Origin of the sequence: Sedimentitalea arenosa (assembly GCF_016428585.1) — a bacterium.
Taxonomy (GTDB): domain Bacteria; phylum Pseudomonadota; class Alphaproteobacteria; order Rhodobacterales; family Rhodobacteraceae; genus Sedimentitalea; species Sedimentitalea arenosa.
On record NZ_JAELVR010000004.1, the window covers coordinates 36,858 to 61,287 of the forward strand.

Sequence of the window (24,430 nt, forward strand, 5' to 3'; positions counted from 1 at the left end):
TTCAGAGTCCCTGTTGACGGGGGCGGTGGATATGCGCGCTGTGAACGAGGCCGAAGGCGACCATCAGGACCAGCATGGCAGAGCCGCCATAGCTGACCATCGGAAGCGGTACGCCGACCACGGGCGCAAGGCCCATCACCATCGACATGTTCACCGCGAAAAACAGGAAGAAGTTGATCGCGATCCCCAGCGTGACGAGCGACGAGAACCGGTCGCGCGTGGCCAGCGCCGTGGCGATGCAGAAGACGATGATGAGCGTGTAGAGCGTCAGCAGGGAGAAACCGCCGACGAAACCGAATTCCTCGGCCAGGGTCGTGAAGATGAAATCGGTGTGCTTTTCAGGCAGGAAGTTCAGCCGCGACTGGGTGCCCTGCATGAAGCCCCGCCCTGTCCAGCCGCCGGAGCCGAGCGCGATCTTGGACTGGGTGATGTGATAGCCGGCGCCCAGCGGGTCGGTCGAGGGGTCGAGGAAGGTGTCGATGCGGCGATACTGGTAGTTCTTGAGCAATTGCCAGTCGGTGCCGCGGCTCTGGAACACCGCCGTGACGAGGCCGACGCCTGCGGCGATCACCGCGGCGAAATAGGCCCAGTGCACCCCGGCGAGGAACATCAGCCCGCCGCCCGCCGCCAGCAGCAGGATCGAGGTGCCGAGATCGGGCTGCCGCAGCACGAGAAACGTGGGAAACAGGATCATCAGGACCGGGATCAGCACCCAGAACGGGCGCGAGGTGCGCCGGGCCGGCAGCCAGTCGTAATAAGCGGCCAGCAGCATCACGAGGGTGATCTTCATCAGCTCGGACGGTTGCAGCCGCATGAACCCGAGGTCGATCCAGCGCTGCGCGCCCATGCCGACCGTGCCCATCACCTCGACCAGGATCAGCAGCAGCACCGACACGCCATAGGCGACGACGGCCATGTTGCGCCAGAACCAGATCGGCACCATCGCGACAAGGGTCATCACGAAGAGCCCGAGCGCGAAACGTTCCATCTGTGGTTCGGCCCAGGGCGTGAAGGAGCCGCCCGCGACCGAGTAGAGCATCAGGAAGCCAACCGAGGCGACGCTGATCAGAAGCAGCGTCAGCGGCCAGTTCATGTGCAGCAGCTTGCGCAGACCCGTCGGGGTCGACTTGAGATTATGCTCGAGATAGCTCATGCGCGGTCGCTCACCGGGGCGCCGATATTGGGATGCTCGCGGTGCAGCCGCTCCTGCTGGGCCTTGATCGCGCTGCGGTCGCCGGCGGGATAGGCCGACAGCGGCGGGGTGCCGCCGTAAAGCGCCTGCAGCATCACGTCGCGCGCGATCGGGGCCGCCGCGGTCGAGCCGCCGCCGCCATGTTCGACCACCACCGACACAGCGTAGCGCGGGTTCTCGAAAGGCGCGAAGCTGACGAACAGCGCGTGATCGCGCCGCTCCCAGGGCAGGTCGCTGTTGCGGATCACGCCTGCGGCGCGCTCGGCCTTGGTGATGTTGCGCACCTGGCTGGTGCCGGTCTTGCCGGCCATGCGCAGATCGTCCGCGATGATGCGGCTGCGATAGGCGGTGCCGCGCCGGTCGTTGCAGACCGCGTACATGGCGCGGCGGATCTTGCGCAGGTTGTTTTCGTTCATCCCCATCGAGATGCCGGCGCCGCTCGGCTGCTCGATGCCGTTGATCGTCTTGACCAGGCGCGGGGCGACGTCGCGGCCGGTGGCGATCCGCGCGGACATCACCGCCAGTTGCAGCGGCGAGGCCAGCATGAAGCCCTGTCCGATCGAGGCGTTGGCGGTGTCGCCGACGCGCCAGACATCGCCATGCACGCGCTCTTTCCAGGCGCGGTCGGGGGTCAGCCCCTGCGCCACCGCCGACATCGGCACGTCATGGCGCACGCCCAGACCGAAGCGGTTGGCCATTTCCGAAATCTTGTCGATCCCGACCTTGAGCGCGAGGTCGTAGTAATAGACGTCGCAGCTCTGCTTGAGCGAGTTCAGCAGGTCCATATGCCCGTGCCCCGCGCGTTTCCAGCAGTGGAAGCGGCGGCCCGACACTTCCAGATGGCCCGGGCACCAGACGGTTTCATCCGGCCCCACAAGGCCGTTTTCAAGGGCCGCCATGGCGGTGATCATCTTGAAGGTCGATCCCGGCGGGTAGGTGCCCTGCACGGTCTTGTTGGCCAGCGGGCGATAGGGATCCTCGGTCAACGCGCGGTAGTCCGCGACCGAGATTCCGCGCACGAAGAGGTTCGGGTCGAAGCTGGGCGAGGAGCAGATCGCCGCCAGGTCGCCGTTCTCGCAATCCATCACCACCGCGGCGGCGCTTTCGGTGCCGAGCCGCGCCTGCACATAGCCTTGCAGGTCGGCATCGACTGCCAGTTGCAGGTCGGCGCCCGCAACGCCCTCGCGCCGGTCCAGTTCGCGCATGACGCGCCCCGTCGCGTTGACCTCGACCCGCTTGGCCCCGGCGACGCCGCGCAACACGTCTTCCCGCTTGGATTCCAGCCCCACCTTGCCAATCTGGAAGCGCGGAATCCGCAGCACCGGTTCCGGATCCTCGAGCTGGCTGAGATCGTAGTCGCTGACCGGGCCGACATAGCCGACCACATGGGCAAGGTCCGCGCCGCGCGGATAGACGCGCGTCAGGCCGACTTCGGGGGTAACGCCGGGCAGGGCGGGGGCGTTGACGGCGACCTTGCTGATCGCGTCCCAACTGACCTGGTCGGCGATGGTGACGGGCAGAAAGGGCGCGCTGCGGCGCATTTCGGTCATCGCCCGGTTCAGGTCTTCTTCGTTCAGTTCGACGAGCCGTGACAGATCGGCGATGGTCTTGTCGACATCGCCCGCGTCCTCGCGCACGATCACGATACGATAGCTGGGAGAGTTGCGCGCAACGATGGTTCCGTTGCGGTCGAACACCTCGCCGCGCGCCGGCGGGATCAGGCGGATGTTGATCCGGTTCTCCTCGGCCAGCAGGCGGAACTGGTCGGCCTGGTCGACCTGCATGTAGCGCATCCGCAGCCCGAGCGCGCCCACGAAGGCCAGTTGCACCCCGCCCATCAATGCCGCGCGGCGGCTCATGGTGCGGTGGGTGGCGTCCAGTTCGCGAGGATTGCGGCGCATCAGCGGGCTCCCAGGGTTTCGGCGTCACTGGGAGACAGGCGGCGCACTCCCATGACACCCTGGGTGATCAGCACCACGAGTGGATAGACCAGCATGGTCAGCGCCATCTGGATCAGGTTGAGCACGAACGGGGCCTGGTCGACCAGCAGCAGGCTGAGGGCCAACCGGTTGAGCACCGTGATCGCCACGAGAACGAGGCAGACCGAGGCCCATTCGCCCGCGAAGCTGGTCTCGCCCGGGGTCGTGGCGCGCGATTTCAGGTACTCGCTGCCCAGCAGCACCAGCAGCGCCATCAGCCCCGGCGGGCGCTGCAGCAGCAGATCGGCCGTCAGCATGACCGCCGCGATGCTGGCCGCGGGCACGAAATCGGGCCGGCGGATCGCCCAGGCGAAGGTGAAGGCCAGCAGCAGGTCCGGTGGCGCCCAGCGGCGCGGCTGGGTGTCCAGCGGCAGCAGGTGGAAGAACAGGATCAGCAGGGCCAGGCCGATGAACCAGACCCGCATGAGCCAGACATGGGGAGAGGTCAGCCTATCCATCGGTGGGCTCCTCTGTCGACAGGGGAACCGCAGCCGTGGCGGGCGCGACGATGGTGCCGGGATCGGTGATCCCCTCGGTACCGTGATGGCGCAGAACGCGCAGGAACTCGAGCCGCTCGTAGTCGGCCGACAGCCGCACGCGCAGCCGCCCGGACGGATCGGCCGCGACCTGCCCGATCAGTAGACCCGCGGGAAAGACGCCGCCGTCGCCGGAACTGATCACCCGGTCGCCCGGGCGCACGAGGTCGGGGCTTTCGAGAAAGTCCAGGATCGGCGCGGCCGAATTGTCCCCGGCGACCAGCGCCGACTGTCCCGACGGCTGCACCTGTGCGGGCACCGAACTGGCCGGATCGGTCAACAGGATCACCCGCGCGGTCGTCTGCCCGGTGCCGGAAATCCGGCCGACCAGGCCGATCCCGTCCATCGCGGCCCAGCCATCCATGATGCCGTCGCGCGCCCCGACGTTCAGCAGCACCGATTGCCGGAAAGGCGAGCCCGAATCCGCCATCACGACGCCGGTGACATAGGTCAGGCGCGGGTCCAGCCGGACATTGTTGAGGTCGAGAAGGCGGGCGTTTTCCTGTTCCAGTTGCAGGGCGGCCTCTTTCCAGGCCTGCATCTGGCGCAATTCGCTGCGCAGGTCGCGATTCTGTTCGGACAGGCGCTGGTAGCTCTGGAAATCGCGCACGAGGTTGATGACCCCGGTGACCGGCGCCATCGCCCAGTCCATCCGCGGCACGACCGCGTCGGTCACGCGCGCGCGAAACTGTTCGACACGCGGACTGTCGATGCGCCAGACGAGGAAGATCGCCAGCAGACACAGACAGAGCGCCCCGAGCAGCAGCCGCCGCAGGGGGCCGGTATAGTCATCACGCTGTGATCGGTTCTTGGCCAATGGACCCTCGTTTGCCGCGCCGGGACGCGGATTACCCGATGATCAAAGGGTGCGCGCCCTAGCTGTCGTAGTCAATCGCGTGGCGCAGCTGTTTTTCGTATTCCAGCGCCTTGCCGGTTCCGAGCGCGACGCAGTTCAGCGACTCGTCGGCGATCGACACGGCGAGGCCGGTCTGCTCGCGCAGGGCGAGGTCGAGATCGCCCAGCAGCGCGCCGCCACCGGTCAGCATGACGCCCCGGTCGACGATGTCGGCGGCGAGGTCGGGCGGCGTGGTCTCGAGCGCGGTCATCACCGCCTCGCAGATCTGTTGCACCGGTTCGGCAAGCGCCTCGGCGACCTGAGCCTGGCTGATCTCGATTTCCTTGGGCACACCGTTCAACAGGTCGCGGCCGCGAATCTGCATCGATGCGCCGCGTCCGTCATCGGGCATGCGCGCGCTGCCGATGCTGGTCTTGATCCGTTCCGCGGTGCTTTCCCCGATCAGCAGGTTCTGCTGCCGGCGCAGGTAGGAGATGATCGCCTCGTCCATCCGGTCGCCACCGACGCGGACCGAGCGGGCATAGACGATGTCGCCCAGCGACAGCACCGCGACTTCGGTGGTGCCGCCGCCGATGTCCACGACCATGTTGCCGGTGGGATCGGTGATCGGCATGCCTGCCCCGATGGCCGCCGCGATCGGTTCGGCGATGAGGCCGGCCTTGCGGGCCCCCGCGGACAGGACCGACTGGCGGATCGCGCGCTTCTCGACCGGGGTGGCGCCATGGGGCACGCAGACGATGATCTTGGGCTTGGAAAAGGTGGACCGCTTGTGCACCTTGCGGATGAAGTGCTTTATCATCTCTTCGGCGGTGTCGAAATCCGCGATCACGCCTTCGCGCATCGGGCGGATTGCCTCGATGCTGCCGGGGGTGCGCCCGAGCATGAGCTTGGCGTCCTCGCCCACGGCCAGCACCTTCTTGACCCCGTCCTTGACGTGGTAGGCGACGACCGATGGTTCGGACAGGATTATCCCGCGCCCTTTGACGTAGACCAGGGTGTTTGCCGTGCCGAGATCGATCGCCATGTCGGCCGCGAAGAGTCCGCCAAAATTTCCAAACCAAGACATGCGATCGATCCTGTAGACAACTGCCATTGGGCCTGCGACTCGGGGAGCCGAAGGCCGAGGCTGTTATAGGCTTCTGACCAGGTGGGTGAAAGCAGGTAATGGCCACCGGTAAGCGCCATTTCGCCAGACTGCCCGGTCTTGCGCGCGTGTTCCGGCGTCAGCTTGCGGACTCGGGTCTGTTCGAATGCCGTGGCGCTTGCTAGGCTGAAATCGGGCCGGCGCAGGTTCTTGCGCCGTAAGTTGCAAACGGAGAGATCGCAATGAAAACCGGGATGATCGCGATGGTTGTCGCCTTGGCGACGCTCTGCGCTTCGGTGCTGTCGGCGGCACCGCTGAAACTGACCCCGGCCAATCCTCAGCCGGGGTCGGTCAAGAGCGGGTTGGACGTCAGGTACGGCTATGCGTCGGACAAGTTCAAGTCGATCGATCTGGCGCGGAGCATCTACAACTCGGGCCAGAAGAAGGCGGGTCCGCCGCTGTCCGGACTGGACTATCGCGACACCGATTTCGGCGATATGACGCTGACCTCGACCGCCGCGTGGTACATGACGGCGCAGATAAACGGTTACTACTATTTCCCCGCCGCAGGGGTCTATGACATCGAGTTCTTCGTGAATGACGGGCTGGATGCGCGCATCGGGGGCCAGCGGGTCGGGTATTTCGATGGCATCCAGGGGTGCGAGAGCACCGTCGTGACACAGGTCGAAGCGCCGCAGGCCGGATGGTATGACCTCGACATCTTCTATTACCAGAATGCCGGCACGGCCTGCCTGATGATGAAGATGGGCCCGGCCGGCGGCAAGCGTTCCTGGGTCGAGAACGCCGCCTTCGGCCGGTAGGGCGGCGCGCACGCCGCCCCGGGTGGGGTCAGATGAACACGAAGTCCGATTCGTTGAGGCTGGCGAGCGCCGTGTCTTCGAGCCGCAGAGAGTTGCCGCCGCCGAAATCGAACCGCACGTCGTCGCCGTCGCCGACCACGCGGGCGGTGGCCATCAGGTCCGAGAAGCTGGCGACGCCGACCTCGGAGGCATCGATCCAGATCGTGTCCTCGGCGCTGAAATCCTCGATCTCGTCGCGGCCCTGCGAGAAGATGAAGATGTCGCTGCCCGCGCCTCCCAGCATCTCGTCATTGCCCCGGCCTCCGTCCAGCACGTCATCGCCCGCGCCGCCGACCAGATCATCGCGCCCGGCCCCGCCGTTCAGCGTGTCGTCGCCGTCGCCGCCGGTCAGATCGTCCCGTCCACCACCGCCTTCGAGCGTGTCGTCGCCAGCGCCTCCGTTGAGGTCGTCATTGCCGGCATTGCCCCTGAGGACGTCGTCGCCGCCGAGACCGTCGATATCGTCGTTGCCACGCCGCCCGTTGATCACGTCGGCACCCGATGTGCCGGTCAGATCGTCCGCGCCGTTGGTGCCGGTGATCGGACCGGTCGGTGGCGCAGGGGGCGTGGGCGGCGTCGGAGGCGTGCCGGGACCGTCGAGAAAGACGAACTGGCTTTCATAGGACGCATCCAGTCGAACGTCTTCCAGCAAGAGGCCATTGCCGTTGCCGAAATCGATGCGGGTGCTGTCGCCACCGTCCACGATGGTCGAGGCGGCCAACAGCTCCGCGAAGGACGAGACGCCTGACCCGGCCAGGATCTCGACCGTGTCTTCCCGGCGCAGCAGGTCGATCGTGTCGAAGCCTTCTCCGACAATGAAGATGTCGGCGCCTCGGCCGCCGAACAATTCGTCGTTGCCAGCCCCTCCGTTCAGAATGTCGTTGCCGCTGCCGCCGTTGAGTTCGTCGTTCCCGGCCCCGCCGAACAACTGGTCGCGTCCACCCCGACCGTTGAGTTCGTCATTGCCGGGCGTCCCGTTCAGAATGTCGTTTCCGGGCGTTCCGTAAATCTCGTTCATCGCTTTCAATCCTTGGTTGGTCGCGCAGTCTGGCGGGAAGATCGTTCGACACCGCGTGCAGGGTTTCGGTGAAATTCAGGTATGCCGGCATCGCCGTTTTGGAATATGATTTTGCATGAGCCTCTGATCGGAATTCCCTATCGGAGACACCAGAACCGGATCGGGATGCGGGCGCATGGACACACGGATCACGCTGAAACAGTTGCGGTTTTTCCTCGCCGTTGCGCAGAAACGGCATTTCCGCAAGGCGGCCGAGAGCGAAGGGGTGACACAGCCGTCACTGAGCGCGCAGATCGCCAACCTGGAACATGAACTGGGTTTGCAACTGGTCGAGCGGGGCGGGCGAGAGATCATGCTGACCGCGCCGGGGCGCGAAATCCACGCCCGCGCACAACGCGTGATGGAAGAAGTGCGGGGTCTTGCGGATCTGTCGGTCAGTTTGCGCGCCGGAACGTCCGGCGTTCTGAATGTCGGTGTGTCGTCCACGGTCGGCCCGTACCTGATGCCGCATGTCGTGCGCGACCTGCACCGCAGCTATCCCGACATGGGCCTGTTCATCCGCGAGGGCGCGCCGCGCGCGCTGGAGGTCGAACTGCTGCAAGGCGAGCACGATATCATCATCTCGCAGCTGCCTCTGCGCAGCTCGGATGTGATGACGGTTCCGGTGTTCCGCGAACCGCTGTTCCTGGTCGTGGCCGACGATCACAGGCTGGCCGGGCAGGGCGCGGCGCAGGACAGCGACCTTGCGGGTATGCCCGTTCTTACCCTGGGGCAGGGATATGCGCTGAACGATATCGTCACATCGCTGTGCGCGGATCTCGGGGCGACCCTGATGGTGAACTACCAGGGCACGAGCCTGGACGCGCAACGCCAGATGATCGGGATGGGCATGGGCTGCGGGTTTCTACCGGCGCTCTACATAGAGTCCGAAATCCGGGGCAGGGATTCCTCCGTCGCGATCGTGCCGTTCCGGCCCGGGCGGTTGAACCGGACCGTCGGATGCGCCTGGCGGCGCTCGACCGGGCGGATGCGGTTGATCGAGCTTCTGGTAGAGCAGTTGCGCGGCACGATCCGGGACAAGTTCGGCCCCATCGTGACCGCGCTCTGATCACGGCCCACCGGGCGCGGACCAGAGCGGCCCGCGCCCGGTGGGTGTCAGGACACGTCCTTGTAGCTGATCTCGCGCGTGTCGCTGCCCGGCGCGGATTTCTCGCGCCGCACGATCAGCCGGTTCAGCGCGTTGACATAGGCCTTGGCGCTGGCGACCACGGTGTCTGTATCCGCCGACTGGCCGGTGACGATGCGCCCGTCCTCTTCCATGCGCACGCTGACGGTGGCCTGTGCGTCTGTGCCTTCGGTCACCGCGTGCACCTGGTAGAGCTGCAGTTGCGCAGTGTGCGGAAACAGGGCCTTGACCGCGTTGAAGGTCGCGTCGACCGGACCGTCGCCGGTCTGGGTGGTGGAGTGTTCGACGCCGTCGATCTCCATCACCAGGTCCGCCTTCTGCGGTCCCTTGGTGCCGCACACCACCTGCAGCGACTTGATCTTGAGCCGGTCGTTTTCCGGGTCTTCACCGACGCGCATCAGCGCGATCAGATCGTCGTCATAGACTTCCTTCTTGCGGTCGGCGAGTTCTTTGAAACGCACGAACACGTCCTTGAGCTGGTTGTCGCCCAGTTCGAACCCGAGATCGGACAGCTTCGCGCGCAGCGCCGCGCGTCCGGAATGCTTGCCCATCACCAGGTTGGTTTCCGACAGGCCCACGTCCGAGGGGCGCATGATCTCGAAATTCTCGGGGTTCTTCAGCATCCCGTCCTGGTGGATGCCGCTTTCATGGGCAAAGGCGTTCTTGCCCACGATGGCCTTGTTGAACTGCACCGGGAAGCCGCTGACGGTCGCGACACGACGGCTGATGTTCATGATCTTGGTGGAGTCGATGCCGGTGGTCCAGGGCATGATGTCGTGCCGCACCTTCAGCGCCATCACGACCTCTTCCAGCGCGGTGTTTCCGGCCCGTTCGCCGAGACCGTTGATCGTGCATTCGATCTGGCGCGCACCGCCCGCCACGGCGGCGAGGCTGTTGGCGGTCGCCATGCCCAGGTCGTTGTGGCAGTGGGTGGCGAACACCACCTCGTCGGCGCCGGGCACGGTGGCGATCAGGCGCTTGATCAGGTCGGCGCTTTCCACCGGGGCGGTATAGCCCACCGTATCGGGGATGTTGATCGTCGTGGCGCCGGCCTTGATCGCGATCTCGATCACCCGGCAGAGATAGTCCCATTCGGTCCGCGTGGCATCCATCGGCGACCATTGCACGTTGTCGCAGAGGTTGCGGGCGTGGGTCACGGTTTCGTGGATGCGGTCGGCCATCTCGTCCTGGGTCAGGTTTGGAATGGCGCGATGCAGGGGCGAGGTGCCGATGAAGGTGTGAATGCGCGGCTGACGCGCATGTTTCACCGCGTCCCAGCAGCGGTCGATATCGGCGATATTGGCGCGGGCGAGGCCGCAGATGACCGAATTCCTCGCGTTGGCCGCGATGTCAGACACGGCCTGGAAATCACCCTCGGAGGCGATCGGGAAGCCAGCCTCGATGATGTCCACGCCCATGTCGTCGAGCAGCCCTGCGATTTCGAGCTTCTCGTCATGGGTCATCGTGGCGCCGGGGCTCTGTTCGCCGTCGCGCAGGGTCGTGTCGAAGATCAGGACGCGGTCCTTGTCTGCAATCTGTGTCATGTCGGAGTCTTTCGTTTCTGTCCTATAGCCATGGCGCGCGGGCTGCATCCTCTGAGCGGGCGCGCCTGAATGGCACGCTCAGAGGCGCATTAGGAACAGCAAGCCGCACGCGGAACATCCGCAGAGCGCGGACGAAACGGCGATATGGGCGGCGTTGGTCATGGGGACAGGTTATATCGGCCATGGCACAAATGGGAAGGCCGAATTTTCTCATCATTCGGCGAGTGCGCGATCGGCACGGGGTTTTCACCGGCACGAGGCTGGACCTCGCGCCGAACCCGGTTAAGTCCAAGGGCATGGAACGTGTATTGATCATCGGAAACTCGGGTGGGATCGGTTCGGCGCTCGAGTCCGCGCTGCGCGCGCGGGGCAGCGAGGTAACCGGCCTGTCCCGGTCGCAGGACGGGTTCGACGTCACCGACGAGGCCGCCGTGGCCGAGGGGATGGCGCGGCTTGACGGAGAGTTCGATCTGATTTTCATTGCGACAGGTGCGCTCGAGATCGGGGGCGCGGGGCCGGAAAAGACGGTCAAGGCGATATCGGCAGAGGCGATGGCGGACCAGATGGCACTGAACGTCATCGGGCCCGCGCTGGTGATGAGACATGCCTTTGACCTTATGCCGCGGAATCGCCGGTCGGTCTTTGCGGCGCTGTCCGCACGGGTCGGCTCGATCGGCGACAACCGGTTGGGCGGCTGGATCAGCTATCGAGCCTCCAAGGCGGCGTTGAACCAGGTGATCCACACCGGCGCGATCGAACTGGCGCGCAGCCACAAGCAGGGGGTCTGTGTCGCCTTGCATCCCGGCACGGTCAGAACCGCCTTCACCGAGAAATATCTGGGTCGTCATCCTTCGGTCGCTGCCGAGGACGCGGCGCAGAATCTGCTGGGGGTGCTCGACGGGCTGACGCCCGAGCAGAACGGTGGTTTCTACGACTGGGCCGGAAAGCCGGTGCCCTGGTGACCCGGCTGGTTCTTGTTCTCGGCGATCAACTGTCGAAGAGCCTGTCCGCTTTGCGAAAGGCCGATCCGTCAAGCGACGTGGTGGTGATGGCCGAGGTCGCGGACGAGAGCGTCTATGTCCGGCACCATCCCAAGAAGATCGCGCTGATCCTGGCCGCGATGCGCAAGTTCGCGGCGCGACTGGAACAAGATGGCTGGCGCGTGGCCTACACGCGGCTCGACGATCCGGAGGCCGGTAGCTCGATCTGCGCCGAGATTTTGCGCCGGGCCGAAGAGCAGGGCGCAGACGAGGTTCTGGTCACCACGCCCGGAGAATGGCGCCTGATCGAGGCGCTCAGGCATTGCCCGATCAAGATTCGGTTTCACGCCGACGACCGCTTCATCGCGTCGCGCACGGATTTCGAAACCTGGGCCGAGGGGCGCAAGCAGTTGCGCATGGAGTATTTCTATCGCGAGATGCGCAGGAAGACCGGTCTGCTGATGGAGGAGGACGAGCCCGCGGGCGGGCAGTGGAACTTCGATTCCGAGAACCGCAAACCACCGCCCGAGGGGGTCGACCATTCCGGGCCCATGCAGTTCACGCCCGACGAGGTCATCGAGGAGGTGCTCGATCTGGTCGAGTCCCGGTTCTCGGATCATTTCGGTGACCTGCGCCCGTTTCACTTTGCCACCGATCAGGCACAGGCGCGCCGCGCGCTTGCGCATTTCATTCGCCACGCGCTGCCCCGCTTCGGCGACTACCAGGACGCGATGATGCGCGGCGAGCGCACACTCTATCACGCGGTGATCTCGCCCTACCTGAATATCGGGCTTCTCGACCCGATGGAGGTTTGCAAGGCGGCCGAACAGGCCTGGCGCGACGGGGATGTGCCGATCAACGCAGCCGAAGGCTTCATCCGGCAGATTCTCGGCTGGCGCGAATTCGTGCGCGGGATCTACTTCCTGCAGGGCCCGGACTATACCGGGCTGAACGCGCTTGGACACGACGCCGACCTGCCATCGGTCTATTGGGGCGGCGAGACAGGGATGCGCTGCATGGAACAGGCGGTGACCCAGACGCGCGAGGATGCCTATGCGCACCATATCCAGCGCCTGATGGTAACGGGAAACTTCGCGCTTCTCGCGGGCATCGACCCGGCGCAGGTGCATGAGTGGTATCTGGCGGTCTATGCGGATGCGTTCGAATGGGTGGAAGCGCCCAACACGATCGGGATGAGCCAGTTCGCCGATGGCGGGATCGTCGGCTCAAAGCCCTATGTCAGCAGCGGCGCCTACATCAACCGGATGTCGGACTACTGCAAGGCCTGCGACTACAAGGTGAGCGTCAAGACGGGCGAGGGCGCCTGTCCGTTCAACCTGCTCTACTGGCATTTCCTCAATCGTCACCGCGATCGCTTCGAAAGCAACCCTCGCATGGGCAACATGTACCGCACCTGGGACCGGATGGACGCCGAGCGGCGCGATACTGTGCTATCGGACGCCGGCGCGCTTCTGGCTCGGTTGAACCAAGGCGAGCCGGTGTAGGTTCGCGCGCAACGTGCGGTGTCAGCCGTCCGAGGCGGGGGCCTCGTCAGGCGCGGCCGGGGTGTCGTCCTCGGCGGCCGGCGGGGCGCCGTTCGTCAGCGCGCCGTTGTCCCAACGCCCGGTTTCCTCTTCGCCGCTGGCATAGCGCATTGTGCCCGGTCCCTGGCGTTTGCCGTTCTCGAACATGCCTTCATAGACGTCGCCATTGGCATAGGTCGCGATGCCTTCGCCGCTGATCTCTCCATCCTTCCACGTGCCCGAATAGCGAAAGCCGTCCGCCATGACGATTTCGCCCGTGCCGTCGCGCTGGCCGCGGCGGAAACTGCCGGTATAAACCGATCCGTCGACATAGGTCGCCTTGCCTTCGCCGTGTCGCTGACCGTTCTCCCACTCGCCTTCATAGCGATAACCGTCGGCATAGGTCATGACGCCCTGCCCGTGGTTCAGCGCGTTCTTGAACTCGCCCTTGTACACGACGCCATTGGCGTAGATCGCGGTGCCGCTGCCCTCGATGACGCCGGCGACCCAGTCGCCCTCGTAGGAGGAGCCGTCGGTGTAGGTGATCTTGCCGACCCCATGAGCGAGATCGTTGCGGAAATCCCCGACATAGATCGAGCCGTCCGGATAGGTGACCTGTCCGACGCCCTCGATCTGCCCATTGGTCCAGGCGCCGGTATAGACATAGCCGTCCTGGCCAGTGAAGGTACCCGTGCCTTCCCGACGGTCCTCGACGAAGCTGCCCTCGTAGACATCGCCATTGGCGTATTCGACGCGCCCTTGGCCTTGTCGCCGACCGCCGACGAATTCGCCCGTGTAGACATCGCCATTGGGCTGGGTCAGCGTTCCGGTGCCGTCGAACTGGCCGTTCTTCCAGCCGCCGGAATAGGTCACTCCATCGGGCAGGGTCAACGTGCCCTGGCCCCACCGTTTGCCATCCTGCATCTCGCCGTCATAGACAGCACCATCGGCGAAGGTGATTTCGCCCTTGCCCTGCTTGACCCCGTCGACCCAGTCGCCGCGGTATTCATAGCCCTCCGCCGTGCGCATCACGCCGGTGCCGTGATGCCCGGCATTTCGAAAGCCGCCCTCATAGCGGGAGCCATCGGCATAGATCACCGTGCCGCGCCCGTTGATGGCCCCGTCGCTCCATTCGCCGTCATAGGTGCCACCGTCTGCAAAGGTGATCTTGCCGGCGCCATGCGGTTTGCCCTTGGCGAATTCGCCCTCGTAGACCGAGCCGTTCGGGAACCAGGCAGTGCCGCGGCCCTTGATTTCGCCCTCTTCCCACTCACCGGAATAGCGGTAGCCGTTGGGCAGGGTATAGGTGCCCGTGCCATGCTGAAGACCGCCGCGGAAGGTGCCCTCGTAGACGCCCCCGACATCGTCCTGGGTGGTCAGAACCTGGCCGTTCTCGTTCTGGGCCTGAGCCGCGAGGGACCACAGGGTCAGGCCGAAGGCGGCGGCGCAAAGCCGGAATGTCGCGCTGTGCTGCATCGTCATGCGTGTCCTGTTGCCTGCTCGCGGGCATTTTGACCCGTTTGTGTTGAAATTAGGTGTTCGTGCTCCGGGGAGCAATGTCTTTTGCCCCGTCTCCCTTCCCCTCCGGCGGCGATCTGCTAAATGGCAGCAGATGGTTTTGGGCAAGAGGGCAGGATGACCGAGCGATTTCGCGTGACCTTGGCACAGTTGAACCCGGTCGTCGGCGACCTCGCCGGAAACGCCGCGCAGGCCCGTGACGCGTGGTCCGAGGGACGCGCGGCCGGGGCCGACCTGGTGGCGCTGCCCGAGATGTTCATCACCGGGTACAACGCGCAGGACCTGGTGCGCAAACCGGCGTTCCACACCGCCGCGATGGAAACCGTGCGCCAGCTTGCGGTCGACTGCGCCGACGGTCCGGCGCTGGCCATCGGCGGGCCCTGGGTCGAAGGCACGGGTCTGTTCAACGCCTACATGATCCTCAAGGACGGGCGGATCGCCAGCACGGTGCTGAAACACCACCTGCCCAACGAAACCGTGTTCGACGAGGTTCGGATCTTCGACGCGGGACCGCTCGGCGGGCCCTATTCGGTGGGCGACACCCGGATCGGCAGCCCGATCTGCGAGGATGCCTGGCACGAGGATGTAGCCGAAACGCTGGCCGAGACCGGGGCCGAGTTCCTGCTGGTGCCCAACGGATCTCCCTACTACCGCGGCAAGTTCGACACCAGGCTCAACCACATGGTCGCAAGGGTGGTCGAGACCGGTCTGCCGCTGATCTACCTGAACATGGTCGGCGGGCAGGATGACCAGGTGTTCGACGGTGGCAGTTTCGCGCTCAATCCGGGCGGTGCCCTGGCGGTGCAGATGCCGCTGTTCGACCGTGCGATCACCCATGTCGACCTGGAACGCGGCGATGACGGCTGGCGCATCGTGCCGGGAGTCGAGCACAGGCATCCCGATCCGTACGAGCAGGACTATCGTGTCATGGTGACGGGGCTGCGCGACTACGTGGCCAAGTCGGGCTTTCACAAGGTTCTGCTGGGCTTGTCGGGTGGGGTGGACAGCGCCATCGTCGCGGCCATCGCTGTCGACGCGCTGGGGGCCGAGAATGTGCGCTGCGTGATGCTGCCGTCGGAATACACCAGCCGTGAGAGCCTCGCCGATGCCGAGGCGGTCGCCGAGGCGCTGGGCTGCCGGTATGACCACGTCCCGATCACCAAGGGCAGGGCGGCGATCACCGAAACGCTGGCGCCGCTGTTTGACGGGCTCAAGCCGGACCTGACCGAGGAAAACATCCAGTCCCGCCTGCGCGGGCTGCTGCTGATGGCGTTGTCCAACAAGTTCGGCGAGATGCTTCTGACCACGGGCAACAAGTCCGAGGTGGCGGTCGGCTATGCCACGATCTACGGCGACATGGCGGGCGGCTACAACCCGATCAAGGATCTCTACAAGACACGGGTGTTCGAAACCTGCCGCTGGCGCAACGCCAACCATCGCGACTGGATGATGGGGCCCGAGGGCGAGGTGATTCCGCCCAACGTGATCTCCAAACCGCCGACGGCGGAACTGCGCGAGGATCAGAAGGACAGCGACAGCCTGCCGGATTATCCCGAGCTGGACGCGATCCTCGAGATCCTCGTGGATCGGGACGGGTCGATCGCCGATTGCGTCGCTGCGGGCTTCGCGCGCGAGACCGCGCAGAAGGTCGAGCGGCTGATCTATCTGAGCGAATACAAGCGGTTCCAGTCGGCACCCGGGCCGCGCCTGACCAAGCGAGCGTTCTGGCTGGATCGCCGGTATCCCATCGTCAACCAGTGGCGCGATCCCAGCTGATGATGACGAGCGTGCCCTGACCGGCGCTCACTCCCACCAGCGATCGATTCGGGCGATGTCGTCGTCCGACCAGCCGAAGTGGTGCGCGAACTCGTGAATCGTCACGTGGGCGATCAGGTCGTCCAACTCCACATCCCCGCGCGAGCGCCACTCGGCCAGGATAGGTTCGCGGAACAGCCAGACCGTGTCCGGCCCCATCGGCTGGTCCCAGACCGATTTCTCTGTCATCGGCACGCCTTCATACAGGCCGGTGAGATCCAGCGGATGCGCGACGCCGAGCTCGCGCAGAATCTGCCGGTCGGGCCAGTCCGCCACGCGCAGTGCGACCTCGCGCGCCGCCGGAAGGAAGGCGGATGGCAGCGCATCGACGGTGGTGCGGGCCACGGTCTCGAAATGGGCGAGCGATTTGTCCGGTGTCATGGTTCGCATATGGGCCAATCCGGTGCCGTCGAAAAGGGCTGTTTGCGCCGGGGCTTTACGTCGTCCGGCACCCGTGTCTAGGTGGTGCCATGCCCGGTCCGGCCCTTACCCCCTTTCACAGCGATCCATCCCTGCCCGCGCGGGTTGACGTGGTCGTGATCGGTGGCGGCATCATCGGCGTCAGCACGGCGCTGGAACTGGCCGAGCGGGGGCAGTCAGTTCTGCTTTGCGAGAAGGGCCAGATCGGCGGCGAGCAATCCAGCCGCAACTGGGGCTGGGTACGCATCTCGCGTCGAGATCCGCGAGAGATCCCGATGATGATCGAGGCGATCCGGGCTTGGGACGACATGGATCGCCGCACCGGGCGCAAGACCGGCTATACCCGCACCGGTATCCTGTTCACCGCGCCGACCGACAGGACCTATGCCCAGTTCGATCGCTGGACGCGGCACCTTGCTCCCCACCAGATCGAATGCCGCATGGTGTCGGGCGACGAGCTCGACCGCCTGTTGCCGGGACACCGGATGACGGTAAAGGGCGCGCTCTACACGCCGCTCGACGGGCGGGCCGAGCCGCAATGGGCCGCACCTGCCATCGCCGAGGCGGCCCGTGCGGCGGGCGCTTCGGTTCTGACGGGCTGTGCGGTGCGGTCGCTCGACATGGTGGGCGGTCGCGTCGCCGGCGTGATCACCGAGCGCGGACGGGTGGCCTGCGACGCGGTGGTGCTGGCGGGCGGTGCGTGGTCGCGGCTCTTTGCCGGCAACGCGGGGATCGACCTGCCGCAGCTCAAGGTGCTGAACACGGTCATGCGCACGACGCGGGTCGAGGGGCCGGAGACCTCCGTCTGGGCCGACGGCTTTGCGCTGCGCAAGCGCGCCGACGGAGGCTATACCGTCGCCTCGGGCACCGAGAATACGGTCGATCTGGTCCCCGACAGTTTCCGCCTTGCGCGGCGTTTCCTGCCCGCGTTGCGCGAGGATTGGCGCAGCCTGCGTTTTCGGCTGTCTTCGCGCTGGCGCGAAGAGGCGCGCGAGCCGCGCAGTTGGCGGCCCGACGAGGAAACCCCGTTCGAGCGTACCCGCGTGCTCGACCCCGCCCCCAGCCAGCGCGCGCTGCGACAAAGCTGGGCCGACGCCGGACGCGCGTTCCCGTTCCTCGCACAGGCTGAAGTCGTGCAGAGCTGGGCCGGGCTGATCGACGTGACGCCGGATGCGATCCCGGTCATATCGACCATTGATGCGCTGCCCGGCCTGCATATCGCGACCGGCTTTTCCGGTCACGGCTTTGGCATCGGCCCCGGCGCGGGGCGGCTGATGGCCGACCTGGTGACGGGTGCGCCGCCTATCGTAGACCCGGACCCATTCCGGTTTTCGCGATTCCTCGATGGCAGCGTCGTGCGGCCGGATCACGGGTTCTGAGCCGGGCTCAGCCCTGCGCCGCTGCCGTGACGGCGATTTCGACTTTCCAGTCGGGGCTTGCCAGACCGCAGATCAGCAGTGTCGAACACGCCATGTGACCTTCGAGCATCCGGTCGCGCACCTGGCGGAAGATCGGCACCCCGGCCGGATCGCTGACCATCGCCAGTACATCGACGATATCGGTCTTGGTCATGTCGGCGGCCGCGAGAATGGCGAAGATGTTGATCCAGGCCTGTTCGTGCTGCGCTTCCGCATTGGCCGGGAGTGTGCCGTCTGTGGAGACGCCGACCTGGCCCGAGACGCGCAGCGTGCGTGCGCCTGCCGGGACTTCGACGGCCTGGCTGTAGGCGGAAAACGATGCCGGCGCGTTCGGGGTCTTGATGGTCCTGTTCATTCCGTCGCCTTTCAGGGGGGGGCGAGTCCGCGCTGCGGTCTCGCCCGGTGGTCGCGTCAGAGAAGCAACTGGTAGCTGTGCGGCGTGTAGTGATAACCATCGCCTTGGGTTTCGACATAGCCGATCCCGGGCCAGGGCATGTGGTAGCCGATCATCGGCACGTTGTCGGCGGCCAGCATGTCCAGCAGTTTGCGCCGCGTCTTGGCCGCCGCCTCCTTGTCGCGGTCGAACTTGACCTCCCAGTCCGGATGCGCCAGCGACCACACGTAGTGGTTGGTGAAATCCGCGCCGATCAGCAGCTGCTTGCCGTCGTTGTCCAACATGTAGGCCATGTGACCGGGCGTGTGGCCGAACGCCTCGACCGCCGTGATGCCGCTGGCCACGTCGGTTCCGGGATCGATCATCGTCGTCTGTTCGGCCAGGGGGCGCATCTGCGCCTCGAAGGTTTCATTGCCGGACATGTCCCAGGCATCGAACTCGGCCGCGCCTGTCACGTAGCGCGCGTTGGGATAGGTCGGCGCTCCCTCGTTCATCAGGCCGCCGATATGGTCGCCATGCATGTGGGTGATCACCACAACGTCGACCATGTCGGGCGTATATCCCGCCGCCGCCAGCGCCGCCGTCGTGCCCGCGGCACTGAGCCCGGTGTCGAACAGCACGAGTTCGGAGCCGGTATTGACCACGGTGGGGGTAAAGAAGAACTGCGCCTGGTCGGTCGGCAGGTTGGCCGCGGTCGACACCTCGGCGAATTCTTCGGGCGTGGCGTTCATGCCGAAAATGGTCTGCGGGTCCGGAACCGCCCGAGTGCCCGCCAGGATGGTCGTGACGTCGAACTCGCCAAGCTTGACCCGATTGTAGGGAGCGGACCCCGCGTCCATCATCGGGGCCGCGGCCTTGACGCGGCTCGCCGTCGCCGCGAGGGGCAGGGCGGCCGCCCCAGCGAGGGCTGCGCGTCGGGTGAGTTTGGCACGTATGAGGGACATTCTGGGACCTCCTGTTACTTCCTTCATGCGCCGAAGTTAGCACGGCCGTTGAAAAAGGCGACACGCCCGATGCAAAAGCCTCGCACAATCGCTGTGCACGGAACACTGCGAGTCACTTCCCGCGTGAAATAGGCGACGCCGGGGTGTATCAAGGTCATGGAGTGAATGCATTGCGGTCCGGCGCTGTTACGAACACGGATCGCGTTGGAGGTGAGCGATGGAATCCAAGGATGCAATGCGGACGCAGGTGACATCAAGCCATTGGGGGGCGTTCGAGGTCGATGTCGAGGACGGCCGCATCATTGCGACACGTCCCTTCGCCGAGGACCCGCATCCCAGCGCGATACCCGCGATCCTGCCGGAGGCCGTGCACCACAGATCCCGCATCGCGCGTCCGTCGGTGCGGCGCGGATGGCTCAAGTCCCGCGACCGTGGCGGGCGGGGCAGCGACGACTTCGTCGACCTGCCCTGGGACGAGGCGCTCGACATCGCGGCGGACGAGCTCGACCGGGTGCGCAAGACCCATGGCAACGAGGCGATCTTCGGCGGCTCCTATGGCTGGGGCTCGGCCGGGCGGTTCCACCATGCACAGAGCCAGGCGCACCGGTTCCTCAACAAGATCGGTGGCTATGTCGCATCGTTCGGCAGCTATTCGACCGGCTGCGCCCAGGCGATCATGCCGCATGTTCTGGGCGGCCCGTTCCTGAAGTTCCTCTACGAGCACCAGGACGGATGGGAGACCATCTGCGAGCACACGGAAACGCTCGTGATGTTCGGAGGGATCAATCCGAAGAACGCGCAGGTCAGCATGGGTGGTGTCACACGGCACGAAACCGCACACTGGTTCGACCGCTTCGCCGAAAAGGGCATGCGCTGCATCAACGTTTCGCCGCAAAGGACCGATGCGCCGGAGGGCTGCGAGTGGATACCGGTCACGCCCGGATCGGACACCGCCCTGATGCTGGCCCTCGCGTATGTGCTCGAGACAGACGGGCTGACCGACCGGTCTTTCCTCGATCGCTGCACGGTCGGCTTCGACCGGTTCCGCCCCTACTTGATGGGCCAGAGCGACGGCGCGCCCAAGTCACCGGAGTGGGCGGCCCCGCTCTGCGGCGTCGACGCCCAGACGATCCGGGCGCTGGCGCATCGGATGGCGTCAACCCGCACGCTGATCACCGTGGCGTGGTCGTTGCAGCGGGCCGAGCATGGCGAGCAACCCTACTGGATGTCCGCGGTGTTGGCGGCAATGCTGGGACAGGTGGGGTTGCCGGGTGCCGGCGTCGGATATGGCTATGGTGCCATCGGCGGCGTTGGAAAGTCGTTCAAGGGGCTGCGGGGCATGACCTTTTCGCAGGGTGAAAACCCGGTGCAGACAGTCATACCGGTCGCGCGGATCGGGGACATGCTGCGCAATCCGCGGCAGCCCTATGATTTCAACGGGCGGCGCGAGCCCTATCCGGATATCAAGCTGATCTACTGGGCCGGCGGCAACCCGTTTCACCATCACCAGGACCTGAACGCGCTGCACGACGCCTGGACGCGTCCGCAGACGATCATCGTGCATGATCCGTGGTGGACGGCGACGGCGAAACGCGCCGACATCGTGTTCCCGGCGACCACGCCCTATGAGCGCGCTGATATCGGGCGCGCGAATCTCGACGATTACATGTTCCACATGCCGCAACTGATCCCGCCGGTCGGCGAGGCCCGCGACGACTACGAGATTTTTGCAGCCCTTGCCGAGCGGTTGGGGCATGGCGAAGAGTTCACCGAGGGCCGCTCGTCCGCGGAGTGGATAGAGCTGCTCTACGAAGAGTTCCGCGGCCTTGCGCGCGAGGAAGGGGTCGATGTGCCTGACCTCGACACGCTGAGGGAACGCAACTGGATGCGGCTCCCGATTGCCGCCAGGGGGCCCAACCGCACGCTGCTGGCGCCGTTCCGCGAAGACCCCGAGGCGCACCCGCTGCAGACTCCTTCGGGCAGGATCGAGATATTCTCGGAAACGATCGAAGGCTTCGGATATGCCGATTGTCCGGGCCATCCGGTCTTTCTGCCCCCGGGCGAGTGGCGTGGAACCGCGACGGGCGCCGCCCCGCTGCACCTCGTGTCGCCGCAGCCCGGCGACAAGCTGCACAGCCAGCTCGAAAGCGCGCTGGCCGATGTCGCGGGCGCGCGCCCCGAATCCGTGATCATCCATCCGGCGGATGCCGCGGCCAGGGCGATCACCACGGGAGATCTTGTGCAGGTGTTCAACGCCCGCGGCGCCTGTCGCGCCCGCGCGGTCCTGTCCGAAGACATCCTGCAGGGCGTCGTTGCCTTGCCGACCGGCGCCTGGTTCGGCGATCCGGGCGACAACATCGACCCGCATGGCAACCCGAACGTGCTGACACGCGATGTCGGAACGTCGCGGCTGGGCCAGGGATGCAGCGCGCACTCCGCGCTGGTCGATGTCGCACCGCTGAACGACTGATGACGGTATTGATCGGTCGGCTGATCCAAAGGGCGTGCCGCTCCCTTTGGATTTGTTGACGGCCGGCGGACGAATCGCGCTACTGTTCGGAAAAAGTCAGTTTCGAGGGACGAGTGACAACAGGCGGCAGGATGCCGCTGGGAGGAGACTGCGACATGAACCTGAGACCCGATCCGACCTTTCATGCAACTCCGAAACTGGCCATGGCGGCGCCGCCGGAAACGCTTGCCTTCACCCTGATGCTCAGTCCCGACGGCGCGCAGCCCGACGGTCTTGCAGTGGTCGACGTGAACCCGAACTCCGACACTTACGGCCAGATCGTCCACAAGGTGATCATGCCAAACACGGGCGACGAGTTTCACCATTTCGGTTGGAACGCCTGTTCCTCGGCGCTGAGTCCGCTGACCGGCCACGCCTTTCTGGAACGCCGCTACCTGATCATTCCGGGCATCCGGTCCAGCCGCATCTACATCATCGACGTCAAGGAGCCGCTGAAGGCGAAGATCCACAAGATCATCGAACCCGAGGAGGTCTTTGCCAAGACCGGCTATTCGCGGCCGCACACGATCCATTGCGGTCCCGAGGGCATCTATGTTTCGACGCTGGGCGGAAGAGGCGAAGACGGCACCGACGGGCCTCCGGGCATCTTCATCATGGATTGCGAGACCTTCGACATCCTCGGACGCTACGAGATGGATCGTGGCCTCCAGGACAAGCACTATGATTTCTGGTGGAACCTGCCACGCGACTACATGGTCAGCAGTGAATGGGGGCTACCGCCGCAATTCGAGAACGGGATCGTCGCCGAGGACTTGCTGAGCAACAAGTACGGCCACAGCATCCATTTCTGGGATTTGCGCGGCCGCAAGAACATCCAGACCATCGACCTGGGCGAGAATCACCAGATGGCGCTGGAGATCCGCCCGGCGCATGATCCGGCCAAGCAGTACGGCTTCTGCGGCGTGGTCGTGGACACGACCAACCTGCAGGGCGCGATCTTCACCTGGTGGCGCAACGAGGATGGCAGCTTCGAGACCAGGAAGACAATCACCATCGATCCGCAACCCGCTTCGGCCGACGACCTGCCCGACCTGCTCAAGGGGTTCGAAGCGGTGCCGCCGCTGGTCACCGATATCGATCTCAGCCTCGATGACCGGTTTCTCTACGTCTCCTGCTGGGGCACGGGCGAGATGCATCAATACGACGTGTCCGACCCGATGAACCCGAAACTGGCCGGCAAGGTCGAGATCGGCGGAATCGTCAAGAAGACGCCGCACCCCAACGGCAAGACCTTCGGGTACGGTCCGCAGATGGTCGAGATCAGCCGCGATGGAAAGCGGGTCTATTGGACCAACTCGCTCTATTCCACTTGGGACGATCAATTCTATCCGGGCGACCGGGGCGGGGCGATGGTCATGGCCAACGTGGGTGACGATGGCGGTTTGACCCTGGCCGAGGATTTCTGGGTCGAGTTCCCGAAAGGCTATCGCAGCCACCAGATCCGGCTTGAAGGGGGCGACTGTTCGACCGACAGTTTCTGCTATCCCAACACCTGACCGTGGCGGCCGAACCTTCGCTGGCGGCCCTGTGGTGGGCCGTCATCGGCGTCGGGCTGTTTCACGGGGCCAATCCCGGCATGGGCTGGCCCCTGGCGGTTTCCGCCGCACTCATGGAACAGCGCCGCAGCGCGCTGCTCATCGCGCTGATGATGCTCGGCCTCGGGCATTTCCTCGCGATGGCGGTTATCCTGGTCCCGTTCTCGGCGATGTATGCCCTGGTCGAATGGCAACGTGAGATCAGGATAGGTGCCGGTGCGCTCGTCATGGCCGTCGGCGTGTATCTCCTGATCAGCCGCCGTCACCCGCGGTTTCTGGCGCGGATCAAACCCGAACGGCTGGCGCTCTGGTCGTTCCTCGCGGCGATCGCCCATGGCGCGGCGCTGATGCTGGTGCCGATCTATCTGGGCCTTTGCCGCCTTGACGAACTGGATGCGGGGCATCGCGCCGCCACCGGCCTGATGGCCGAGAATTTCAGCACGGCGATCGCGGTCGCGATGGTGCACACCGCCGCAATGACAGTTGCCGGCGGCGTGATCGCGGTTGGGGTCTATGCGTGGATGGGCCTGAGCGTGTTATCGCGCACCTGGTTCAACCTCGACGTTCTGTGGGCGTTGAGCCTGATCCTCGTCGGGGCGCTCGGCATCTGGCCGGCCGTCCAGGCGACGTGATCCGCGCGCGCGATCGCCCGTTGTGACCCCGCATCCGCCACGCTAGCGTGGCCGCACACGTGCAATCCGTCGCGCCAGACCCCAAGGAGACCGACATGACAGATATCATTCGCGCCCATACCAACGACCGCATGAGCCAGATCGTGCGACATGGCGACACGATCTATCTGGCAGGCCAGGTCGGAACACCGGGGGCCAGTGTCACCGAACAGACGCACGATTGCCTGCAAAAGGTCGAAACACTGCTTGCCGAGGCCGGCAGCGACAAGACTCGGATCCTCCAAACCACGATCTGGCTGGCCGACATGGCGGATTTCGCTGAAATGAATGTGGTTTGGGACGCGTGGGTGCCCAAGGGTCATGCCCCGGCGCGGGCCTGCGGCGAGGCGAAACTGGCCACCCCGGACTACCTTGTCGAATTCATCGTGGTCGCCGCCCGCACCTGAATTTGCCGTCTTGGCGTCGC

General features: G+C 65.4%; 21 protein-coding genes. 10 read left to right on the top strand and 11 right to left on the bottom strand.

Annotated elements, in window-relative coordinates:
- Window position 1: 1 nt before the first annotated feature.
- From rodA to JF290_RS06695, 5 genes are read right to left on the bottom strand one after another with little or no spacing between them, the layout of a single operon-like run.
- A complete protein-coding gene (gene rodA, locus JF290_RS06675; RefSeq protein ID WP_199024068.1) occupies window positions 2-1,153 on the bottom strand; it encodes a rod shape-determining protein RodA in 1,152 nt (383 codons plus the stop codon).
- Window positions 1,150-3,093 (bottom strand): penicillin-binding protein 2, encoded by a 1,944-nt coding sequence (gene mrdA, locus JF290_RS06680; RefSeq protein ID WP_199024069.1) that lies wholly within the window; start codon window positions 3,091-3,093, stop codon window positions 1,150-1,152. The genes rodA and mrdA overlap by 4 nt, the downstream gene beginning before the upstream one ends.
- Entirely contained in the window at window positions 3,093-3,629 is a 537-nt protein-coding gene (locus JF290_RS06685; protein WP_199024070.1) for a rod shape-determining protein MreD, read from the bottom strand. The genes mrdA and JF290_RS06685 overlap by 1 nt, the downstream gene beginning before the upstream one ends.
- The gene (gene mreC / locus JF290_RS06690; protein WP_199024071.1) at window positions 3,622-4,524 is read right to left on the bottom strand and encodes a rod shape-determining protein MreC; all 903 of its coding nucleotides are present in this window, start codon (window positions 4,522-4,524) and stop codon (window positions 3,622-3,624) included. Before mreC ends, JF290_RS06685 begins: the two co-directional genes overlap by 8 nt.
- Window positions 4,525-4,582: 58 nt before the next feature.
- Window positions 4,583-5,629: a rod shape-determining protein gene (locus JF290_RS06695; RefSeq protein WP_027263228.1), complete on the bottom strand. Its 1,047-nt coding sequence runs from the start codon at window positions 5,627-5,629 to the stop codon at window positions 4,583-4,585.
- Between the two features lie 260 nt (window positions 5,630-5,889).
- On the opposite strand from JF290_RS06695, the gene JF290_RS06700 reads away from it, so the two are divergent.
- Window positions 5,890-6,468, top strand: a complete 579-nt coding sequence (locus JF290_RS06700) for a PA14 domain-containing protein (RefSeq protein ID WP_199024072.1) — start codon at window positions 5,890-5,892, stop codon at window positions 6,466-6,468.
- A 28-nt stretch (window positions 6,469-6,496) separates the two neighbouring features.
- Here the strand turns inward: JF290_RS06700 and JF290_RS06705 are convergent, their stop codons facing one another.
- The gene (locus JF290_RS06705; protein WP_199024073.1) at window positions 6,497-7,525 is read right to left on the bottom strand and encodes a calcium-binding protein; all 1,029 of its coding nucleotides are present in this window, start codon (window positions 7,523-7,525) and stop codon (window positions 6,497-6,499) included.
- 175 nt (window positions 7,526-7,700) lie between these two features.
- Between JF290_RS06705 and JF290_RS06710 the strand changes: the two genes are divergently transcribed.
- Window positions 7,701-8,633 carry a hydrogen peroxide-inducible genes activator gene (locus JF290_RS06710; protein ID WP_199024074.1) on the top strand — a complete coding sequence of 311 codons (933 nt, stop codon included), beginning with the start codon at window positions 7,701-7,703 and terminating at the stop codon, window positions 8,631-8,633.
- Between the two features lie 47 nt (window positions 8,634-8,680).
- Here JF290_RS06710 and JF290_RS06715 read toward each other — a convergent pair whose 3' ends face one another.
- Window positions 8,681-10,255: a 2-isopropylmalate synthase gene (locus JF290_RS06715; RefSeq protein WP_199024075.1), complete on the bottom strand. Its 1,575-nt coding sequence runs from the start codon at window positions 10,253-10,255 to the stop codon at window positions 8,681-8,683.
- A gap of 296 nt (window positions 10,256-10,551) precedes the next feature.
- Between JF290_RS06715 and JF290_RS06720 the strand changes: the two genes are divergently transcribed.
- Both JF290_RS06720 and JF290_RS06725 read left to right on the top strand, forming a co-directional pair.
- Window positions 10,552-11,217: an SDR family NAD(P)-dependent oxidoreductase gene (locus tag JF290_RS06720; protein WP_199024076.1), complete on the top strand. Its 666-nt coding sequence runs from the start codon at window positions 10,552-10,554 to the stop codon at window positions 11,215-11,217.
- Complete coding sequence (locus JF290_RS06725) at window positions 11,214-12,740, top strand: cryptochrome/photolyase family protein (RefSeq protein WP_199024077.1); 1,527 nt, start codon at window positions 11,214-11,216, stop codon at window positions 12,738-12,740. The genes JF290_RS06720 and JF290_RS06725 overlap by 4 nt, the downstream gene beginning before the upstream one ends.
- Window positions 12,741-12,761: 21 nt before the next feature.
- Here the strand turns inward: JF290_RS06725 and JF290_RS06730 are convergent, their stop codons facing one another.
- Window positions 12,762-14,234, bottom strand: coding sequence for an MORN repeat-containing protein (locus JF290_RS06730; RefSeq protein ID WP_233155200.1), 1,473 nt, complete (start codon window positions 14,232-14,234; stop codon window positions 12,762-12,764).
- Window positions 14,235-14,393: 159 nt separating this feature from the next.
- On the opposite strand from JF290_RS06730, the gene JF290_RS06735 reads away from it, so the two are divergent.
- Entirely contained in the window at window positions 14,394-16,052 is a 1,659-nt protein-coding gene (locus JF290_RS06735) for an NAD+ synthase (protein ID WP_199024079.1), read from the top strand.
- A 27-nt stretch (window positions 16,053-16,079) separates the two neighbouring features.
- Here the strand turns inward: JF290_RS06735 and JF290_RS06740 are convergent, their stop codons facing one another.
- Window positions 16,080-16,472 (bottom strand): metallopeptidase family protein, encoded by a 393-nt coding sequence (locus JF290_RS06740; protein WP_199024080.1) that lies wholly within the window; start codon window positions 16,470-16,472, stop codon window positions 16,080-16,082.
- An 89-nt stretch (window positions 16,473-16,561) separates the two neighbouring features.
- Between JF290_RS06740 and JF290_RS06745 the strand changes: the two genes are divergently transcribed.
- Entirely contained in the window at window positions 16,562-17,890 is a 1,329-nt protein-coding gene (locus JF290_RS06745) for an NAD(P)/FAD-dependent oxidoreductase (protein WP_199024081.1), read from the top strand.
- A gap of 7 nt (window positions 17,891-17,897) precedes the next feature.
- Here the strand turns inward: JF290_RS06745 and JF290_RS06750 are convergent, their stop codons facing one another.
- Both JF290_RS06750 and JF290_RS06755 read right to left on the bottom strand, forming a co-directional pair.
- Window positions 17,898-18,284 (bottom strand): RidA family protein, encoded by a 387-nt coding sequence (locus tag JF290_RS06750; protein WP_199024082.1) that lies wholly within the window; start codon window positions 18,282-18,284, stop codon window positions 17,898-17,900.
- A gap of 56 nt (window positions 18,285-18,340) precedes the next feature.
- Window positions 18,341-19,267: an MBL fold metallo-hydrolase gene (locus tag JF290_RS06755; RefSeq protein WP_199024083.1), complete on the bottom strand. Its 927-nt coding sequence runs from the start codon at window positions 19,265-19,267 to the stop codon at window positions 18,341-18,343.
- Between the two features lie 217 nt (window positions 19,268-19,484).
- Here JF290_RS06755 and JF290_RS06760 point away from each other — a divergent pair, with 217 nt between their 5' ends.
- From JF290_RS06760 to JF290_RS06775, 4 genes are all read left to right on the top strand, one after another.
- Window positions 19,485-21,737, top strand: a complete 2,253-nt coding sequence (locus JF290_RS06760; protein WP_233155184.1) for a molybdopterin-dependent oxidoreductase — start codon at window positions 19,485-19,487, stop codon at window positions 21,735-21,737.
- Between the two features lie 155 nt (window positions 21,738-21,892).
- Complete coding sequence (locus JF290_RS06765) at window positions 21,893-23,293, top strand: selenium-binding protein SBP56-related protein (protein ID WP_199024084.1); 1,401 nt, start codon at window positions 21,893-21,895, stop codon at window positions 23,291-23,293.
- 2 nt (window positions 23,294-23,295) lie between these two features.
- Window positions 23,296-23,964, top strand: coding sequence for a hypothetical protein (locus JF290_RS06770; protein ID WP_199024085.1), 669 nt, complete (start codon window positions 23,296-23,298; stop codon window positions 23,962-23,964).
- A gap of 95 nt (window positions 23,965-24,059) precedes the next feature.
- The gene (locus JF290_RS06775; protein ID WP_199024086.1) at window positions 24,060-24,410 is read left to right on the top strand and encodes a RidA family protein; all 351 of its coding nucleotides are present in this window, start codon (window positions 24,060-24,062) and stop codon (window positions 24,408-24,410) included.
- Window positions 24,411-24,430: the final 20 nt, after the last annotated feature.

Coding starts and splice junctions, on each gene's coding strand:
- JF290_RS06775 (WP_199024086.1), top strand. CDS start 24,060: ATGACAGATATCATTCGCGCCCATACCAACGACCGCATGAGCCAGATC.
- JF290_RS06685 (WP_199024070.1), bottom strand. CDS start 3,629: ATGGATAGGCTGACCTCTCCCCATGTCTGGCTCATGCGGGTCTGGTTC.
- JF290_RS06760 (WP_233155184.1), top strand. CDS start 19,485: ATGGAATCCAAGGATGCAATGCGGACGCAGGTGACATCAAGCCATTGG.
- JF290_RS06695 (WP_027263228.1), bottom strand. CDS start 5,629: ATGTCTTGGTTTGGAAATTTTGGCGGACTCTTCGCGGCCGACATGGCG.
- mrdA (WP_199024069.1), bottom strand. CDS start 3,093: ATGCGCCGCAATCCTCGCGAACTGGACGCCACCCACCGCACCATGAGC.
- rodA (WP_199024068.1), bottom strand. CDS start 1,153: ATGAGCTATCTCGAGCATAATCTCAAGTCGACCCCGACGGGTCTGCGC.
- JF290_RS06740 (WP_199024080.1), bottom strand. CDS start 16,472: ATGACACCGGACAAATCGCTCGCCCATTTCGAGACCGTGGCCCGCACC.
- JF290_RS06745 (WP_199024081.1), top strand. CDS start 16,562: ATGCCCGGTCCGGCCCTTACCCCCTTTCACAGCGATCCATCCCTGCCC.
- JF290_RS06710 (WP_199024074.1), top strand. CDS start 7,701: ATGGACACACGGATCACGCTGAAACAGTTGCGGTTTTTCCTCGCCGTT.
- JF290_RS06750 (WP_199024082.1), bottom strand. CDS start 18,284: ATGAACAGGACCATCAAGACCCCGAACGCGCCGGCATCGTTTTCCGCC.
- JF290_RS06715 (WP_199024075.1), bottom strand. CDS start 10,255: ATGACACAGATTGCAGACAAGGACCGCGTCCTGATCTTCGACACGACC.
- JF290_RS06755 (WP_199024083.1), bottom strand. CDS start 19,267: ATGTCCCTCATACGTGCCAAACTCACCCGACGCGCAGCCCTCGCTGGG.
- JF290_RS06765 (WP_199024084.1), top strand. CDS start 21,893: ATGAACCTGAGACCCGATCCGACCTTTCATGCAACTCCGAAACTGGCC.
- JF290_RS06735 (WP_199024079.1), top strand. CDS start 14,394: ATGACCGAGCGATTTCGCGTGACCTTGGCACAGTTGAACCCGGTCGTC.
- JF290_RS06705 (WP_199024073.1), bottom strand. CDS start 7,525: ATGAACGAGATTTACGGAACGCCCGGAAACGACATTCTGAACGGGACG.
- JF290_RS06720 (WP_199024076.1), top strand. CDS start 10,552: ATGGAACGTGTATTGATCATCGGAAACTCGGGTGGGATCGGTTCGGCG.
- JF290_RS06700 (WP_199024072.1), top strand. CDS start 5,890: ATGAAAACCGGGATGATCGCGATGGTTGTCGCCTTGGCGACGCTCTGC.
- JF290_RS06730 (WP_233155200.1), bottom strand. CDS start 14,234: ATGCAGCACAGCGCGACATTCCGGCTTTGCGCCGCCGCCTTCGGCCTG.